Below are 6,012 nucleotides of genomic sequence, written 5' to 3' on the forward strand. Positions count from 1 at the left end.
CGCGCGGGGCCCCCGCGAACTGGAGCACAAGGCCGAAGTCATGGACACCTGGGGCGGCCGCCCCGACCCGCGCTTCGGCAAGGGCAGTCCGGTGCTCGCCCGCCATGGCTGACGGACCGCTGGCCGGACAAGTCGCCATCGTCACCGGCGCGGGGCGCGGGATCGGCCGCGCCATCGCGCAGCGGCTGCGGGCGGACGGCGCGCGGCTGGTGGTGGCCGATCTCTCGCCCGATGTGGCCGAAGCGCTGGCCGAGGAACTCGGCGGGATCGGCTGCGGCGGCAATCTGGCGCAGGAGGCGGCCGCCCGCGCCCTCGTCGATGCCGCGCTGGACAAGCACGGTGGGATCGACATTCTGGTGAACAACGCGGGCGGCGGCATCATCGCGCCGTTCCTTTCGCATACGCCCGAAACCTTGCGAGAAACAGTGGACCGCAACTTGTGGTCGGCGCTCTGGATGTGCTGGCTGGCGCTGCCGCACATGAAGCAGGCCGGGTACGGGCGCATCATCAACATCGGAGCGGATTCGGTACGCAACGGCCTTGTCGATCATGCAGCATACAATGCAGCAAAAGGCGGCGTGCATGGCCTGACGACCGGCCTCGCACGCGAATTCGCGCAGGACGGGATCACCGTCAACACCGTCGCCCCCTGCGCCGTGCGCACCGAACAGTACGACGAGATCGAGGCGATGAACCCCGATCTCATCCGCAAGGTCGTCGAGGTGATCCCGATGGGCCGCCCCGGCACCGTCGAGGAAGTCGCCTCGATGGTCGCCCACCTTGCCAGTCCCGCCGCCGCGTTCGTGACCGGACAGGTCATCAGCGTCAACGGCGGCACCACCATGCTATAAGCCTTCTGGGAGAACGATGATGAGCACGGATTCCGCAACCTTGAGCAACCCCGAGATCGGCGAGCACGTCGATGTGGGCGGCATCGGCACCAACTATATCGTGGCAGGCGAAGGTGATCCGCTGATCCTGATCCACGGCTCCGGTCCCGGCGTTACCGCCTATGCCAACTGGCGCGGAGTGATCCCCGATCTGGCGCAGCATTTCCGCTGCTATGCGCCCGACACGCTGGGGTTCGGCTACACCGATTTCCCCGAGGACATCGCCGGGTTCGACATGGACCGCTGGATCGCGCACCTGACCGGCTTCATGGACGCGCTGGGCATCGAGCGCGCGCATTTCATCGGCAACAGCTATGGCGGCGCGCTGGCGCTGGCGCTGGCCACGCGGCACCCCGAGCGGGTCGGCCGTCTGGTGCTGATGGGCGCGGCGGGCGTGCACTTCGAGGTGACGGAGGGCCTGCGCAAGGTCTGGGGTTACGAACCCTCAGTCGAGGCGATGCGCGACCTCATGACCACTTTCGCCTTCGACCCCGCGCTGGTGAAGGACGAGATCGTGCGATCCCGCTTCGAGGCCAGCGTGCGCCCCGGCGCGCAGGAGGCGTTCTCCAGCCTGTTCCCCGAGCCGCGCCAGCGCTGGCTGGAAGCCCTCGCCACCGATGAGGACAAGCTGGCCGCGCTGCCGCATGAAGTGCTGATCGTCCACGGCCGCGAGGACGTGATCGTCCCGCATGCCGTGTCGGAGCGCTTCCACCAGCTCATCCCCAACAGCGAACTGCACCTGTTCGGCCAGTGCGGCCACTGGACGCAGATCGAGAAGCGCGAACGTTTCGTGGCGCTGGTGACGCCCTTCCTGAAAGGCCCGCAATGACCATACCCGGCTCGATGCAGGCGCGTCCGCTCGCCATCATCGACATATTGCGCTTTGCCGCAAGCGCGCACGCCACGCGCGAGATCGTCTCGCGCAACGTGGACGAGCCACTGTGGCGTTACGACTATGCCGCCTGCCTGCGCCGCGCCGCGCAGGCGGCGGGGATGCTGGCCGCCATGGGCGTCGCCTCGGGGGACCGGGTGACCTCGCTGGCGTGGAACACGCACCGGCATTTCGAGCTGTTCTTCGCGGTCCCCGGCATGGGCGCGGTGCTGCACACCGCTAACCCGCGCCTGCCCGACGAACATCTGGTCTACACCATCAACCACGCGGGCAGCCGCGTACTGCTGCTGGACCGCAACATGGCGGCGACCGTCGCGCGCATCCGCGACCGGCTGGAGCATGTCGAACGCCTGATCGTGCTGTCCGACCGGCCCTGCGAGGGCATCGAAAGCTACGAGGCGCTGATCGCCCCGCACCCGGACACGCTGGACTGGCCCAGCTTCGACGAAAATGCTGCGGCATTCCTGTGCTACACTTCAGGCACCACGGGCGATCCCAAGGGCGTGCTCTATTCGCACCGCTCGACCGTGCTGCATGCGCTGGCCGGCGGGCTGTCGGGCAGCATGGGGTTCAGCGCCTTCGACGTGGTGATGCCGTGCCAGTCGCTCTACCATGCGACGGCGTGGGGCCTGCCGTTCGCAGGGGCCATCAACGGGGTCAAGTTCGTGCTCCCGGCCGACCGCATGGACGGCGCCTCGCTCGACGAACTGGTCCGCACTGAGGGCGTCACCTTCTCGGGCGGGGTGCCGACGATCTGGACGATGTACCTCGACCACCTCGACCGCACCGGGGGAGACACCGGCACGCTGGAGCGCGTGTTCATCGCGGGCTCTGCGGTGCCGCGCGATATGGCGGTGGCCTTCGACCGGCGCGGTGTCGCGGTGCGCCAGATGTGGGGCATGACCGAGACGAGCCCGCTGGGCGTCGTCTCCGCCCCGACCCCCGCGCTCGCTGACCTCGGCGAAGAGGACGCGCGCGAACGCATCTGGACGCGGCAGGGGCGCATGCTGTTCGGGATCGAGATCGAGATCGTCGACGCGCAAGGCAGACCCCTCCCCCACGATGGCGAGACCTCCGGCGCGCTGATGGTGCGCGGACCCTGGGTGCTGGACCACTACTACCGAAGCGAGGAAAGCGCCTGCGACGCGCAGGGCTGGTTCGATACCGGCGATATCGCCACGATCGACCCCTTCGGCTTCATGCGCATCACCGACCGCACCAAGGACGTCATCAAGTCCGGCGGCGAGTGGATCAGTTCGATCGACCTCGAAAACACCGCCGCAGGCTGCCCCGGCGTGAAGGTCGCCGCCGTCGCCGGGGTGCCGCATCCCAAGTGGGAGGAGCGCCCGATCCTGCTGGTCGAGGCGCACGAAGGCGCCGCGCTGTCCGAGGCTCAGGTGCTCGATCACCTCGCCGCACGGGTGGCGAAATGGTGGATGCCCGACCGCGTGATCTTCGCAAGCGTGCCGCTGACCGCTACGGGCAAGATCGACAAGAAGGTGATCCGCGACACCTATCGCGATATCCTTGCCTGTTGAGGAGGACCCGCGATTGCCGACAGCCCCTAAACCGCGCCGCACCCAGGCCGAACGCAGCGAGGCGATGCGCGCCCGCCTCGCCGCTGCGGCCTACGAGACGATCGCGCAAGGCGGCTTCAACGCCCTGCGCATGCGCAACGTGGCGCAGGCGGCGGGCGTCTCGCAAGGGGCGCTGATGCACCACTTCCCGGACAAGAACGCGCTGGTCCTCGCCGCCGTGGAGCAGGCGCTGGCGCTGGCCGAGCAGGACAGCGGCGTAGGCGACCTCGCGCCCGATGCATCGCCCGAAGCGGTGCTGCGTGCGCTCCTGGACGACCTGCACGGGTTCTTCTTCAGCGACCGCTTCTGGGTGGCCATCGGCATGACCATGGAAGCGGCCAAGGACGCGGAATTCTACCCCGTCTTGCGCGGCAGCGTCAGCGGGCTGCGCACGCCGGTCTATGAAGGCTGGAAAAACCGCCTCGCCGCCGCAGGCTGGAGCGAGGAGGAAGCGCAAGGGGCGGTGCGCTCGGCGGCGGCGATGATCTCGGGCTTCTCGATCCGCCGCTTCTGGGCGGAACCCGATGCGCTGGAGGAAACCCTGACGCAGCAATGGATCGCCGAACGACTGGCGCGGCGCTGATCAGCCCTTCGCGCGAGGCGCGCGGGGCAGCTTCTTCACCTTGATCCCGGCGCCGTCGCGGGTGCGTTCGCCGATCATGCGCAGGAACGCGCGCTGGCGCAGGATGCCGAAAAAATCGAGCATCGAGGGCAGCGCCACTTCCAGCATCGCCGCCGCCTCATCCTCGCCCATCTGGCCTTCGACCTGTTCGAGGAACAACTTCGCCTCGTTCGCCGCGACGAATTCGGACGCCTTGACGTAGTAGTCGAGGATGTCGGGCGGGAAGCCGTGCTCCTCGTCGAAGCCGACGCTGCGCATGCGGCTCCAGATGTTGAGCAGTTCGGCGTCGGTGATGCTGATCATCGGGCCGTCCTCACCCTCGGCCAGTTCGATGATCTCCAGCTTCGCCAGCGCGCGGGCATCGCCCGGTGCCTTGGGGTTCTGTTCCGCGAGCGCCGCCAGCGACAGGTAGCCCTTGCGCACGCCGACGCGGCCGGACACCAGTTCCTCCAGATGGCCGAGCGCATTGGCGCCGATCTGCGTCGACCCGTTCTGCCCGCTGAGCGCCGCCTTGATCTGCGGCAGGGTCATGCGCGAATCCTGCTGCAGCTTGCGCACCGCGAGAATCGCGCGGACGTGCTCCTCGCCGTAATCGGCCACGTTGCGGGCCGGACGGTGCGGATCGGGGAGCAGCCCGGCACGGAACAGCACGCGGATGGTTTCGCGGTTCACACCGGTACGGGCTTCCAGATCACGCATTTTCATGGGCCTTCCATACGCATTCCAAGCGGGAATGTCTTGGCCGACCGAGATGCAATTTCACGGATTGCCATAACGCATTTTTTGCGTATAGATATAACGCAATTATTGAGCATTCCTGTGGAGAGGAACATGGACTACTCGCGCTACTATCTGGGCGTGCTTTTGCAGGTGGCGGTGATCGCCAGCTTCATCGTCGGCGGGCCGTGGGTCTGGGTCGGCATCGCCAGCCTGCCCGCGTTCGGCCTTGTCGACAGCGTGCTGCCCAACGACTTTCGCGCCCGCCGCATCCGGCATGAAGGGCTGGTCGAGATCCCCGTGTGGCTCTGCGCGCTGCTGGGTCCGGTGATCTACCTTGCCGCCGCTTACTGGGCCGCGCGCAATCCCGGCGCGAGCGGGTGGGAATATGCGGGCGTCATCGCCTCGTGCGCGTGGCTTAGCGTGATCCCGCTGGTCCCCGCAACGCACGAACTCTACCACCAGCGCGGCAAGCTGCGCCGCCTCGTCGGGCGCTACTGCCAGGTCTGCTACCTCGACGCCACGCGCGAGATCGCGCATGTGGTGGGCCATCACATCCACGTCGCCACCACGCTGGACGGCGACACCGCACCGCGCGGCACCAGCCTCTACGCCTTCACCCCGCGCGCGGTGGTGGAGAGCACGAAGGAAGCGTGGCGCTCGGAAAGCGACAATCTGGAGAAGATGGGTAAAGGCCGCTGGTCGATCGGCCACCGGGTATACCGCGCGGCGCTGGTGCTGCTGGCGTTCCACGCGACCCTGTTCGCGATCGGCGGCTGGCGCGCGAATGCGGTGGCGCTGGCCGGGATGATCGGCGCGCGCTTCTGGATCGAGAGCTTCAACTACTTCCAGCACTACGGTCTTATCCGGGTTCCCGGCACGCAGATCGACCGCCGCCATGTGTGGAACCATCTGAAGCCGATCTCGCGCGTGATGGGCTTCGAGATCACCAACCACGCCGATCACCACACCAACAGCTTCGCGGCGTTCTACGAACTGGTGCCCGATCGGCAGTGGATCCCGATGCCGAGCGTGTTCGTGTGCTTCTTCTCGGCGCTGATCCCGCCCTTGTGGCACCACAAGGTCATCATGCCCGCGCTGCGCCGCTGGGACAACGAGATGGCCTCTCCCGCCGAGCGCGAACTGGCACGCGAACAGAACCGTCGTGCCGGATGGCCCGACTGGTTCGAGGACAAGCCCGTGGCCGAAGGACAGATGGCGGCGGCGTAAGGCCCCCTTCGTCATTGCGAGCGCAGCGAAGCAATTCAGGGCCGCGTAAACCGCCCTGGATTGCTTCGCTGAGCTCGCAATGAC

6 protein-coding genes are annotated in these 6,012 nt (G+C 67.4%); 5 read left to right on the forward strand and 1 reads right to left on the reverse strand.

Translation table 11 applies throughout. From position 1 onward, the window contains the following. Nucleotides 1-104 precede the first annotated feature (104 nt). The 4 genes from ACYPYD_RS09365 to ACYPYD_RS09380 are packed head-to-tail and all read left to right on the forward strand — an operon-like array spanning nucleotide 105 to nucleotide 3,942. Nucleotides 105-851 carry an SDR family NAD(P)-dependent oxidoreductase gene (locus tag ACYPYD_RS09365; protein ID WP_459662897.1) on the forward strand — a complete coding sequence of 249 codons (747 nt, stop codon included), beginning with the start codon at nucleotides 105-107 and terminating at the stop codon, nucleotides 849-851. A gap of 19 nt (nucleotides 852-870) precedes the next feature. After that, nucleotides 871-1,719: an alpha/beta fold hydrolase gene (locus ACYPYD_RS09370; RefSeq protein WP_459662898.1), complete on the forward strand. Its 849-nt coding sequence runs from the start codon at nucleotides 871-873 to the stop codon at nucleotides 1,717-1,719. Continuing rightward, complete coding sequence (locus ACYPYD_RS09375; protein ID WP_459662899.1) at nucleotides 1,716-3,320, forward strand: long-chain fatty acid--CoA ligase; 1,605 nt, start codon at nucleotides 1,716-1,718, stop codon at nucleotides 3,318-3,320. Before ACYPYD_RS09370 ends, ACYPYD_RS09375 begins: the two co-directional genes overlap by 4 nt. A gap of 13 nt (nucleotides 3,321-3,333) precedes the next feature. Next, nucleotides 3,334-3,942 (forward strand): TetR/AcrR family transcriptional regulator, encoded by a 609-nt coding sequence (locus ACYPYD_RS09380; protein WP_459662900.1) that lies wholly within the window; start codon nucleotides 3,334-3,336, stop codon nucleotides 3,940-3,942. Here the strand turns inward: ACYPYD_RS09380 and ACYPYD_RS09385 are convergent, their stop codons facing one another. After that, complete coding sequence (locus ACYPYD_RS09385; RefSeq protein WP_459662901.1) at nucleotides 3,943-4,686, reverse strand: MerR family transcriptional regulator; 744 nt, start codon at nucleotides 4,684-4,686, stop codon at nucleotides 3,943-3,945. 126 nt (nucleotides 4,687-4,812) lie between these two features. Here ACYPYD_RS09385 and ACYPYD_RS09390 point away from each other — a divergent pair, with 126 nt between their 5' ends. Beyond that, the gene (locus ACYPYD_RS09390; protein WP_459662902.1) at nucleotides 4,813-5,928 is read left to right on the forward strand and encodes an alkane 1-monooxygenase; all 1,116 of its coding nucleotides are present in this window, start codon (nucleotides 4,813-4,815) and stop codon (nucleotides 5,926-5,928) included. Nucleotides 5,929-6,012 lie beyond the last annotated feature (84 nt).

The sequence above is a fragment of the Novosphingobium sp. 11B genome, from assembly GCF_054589055.1.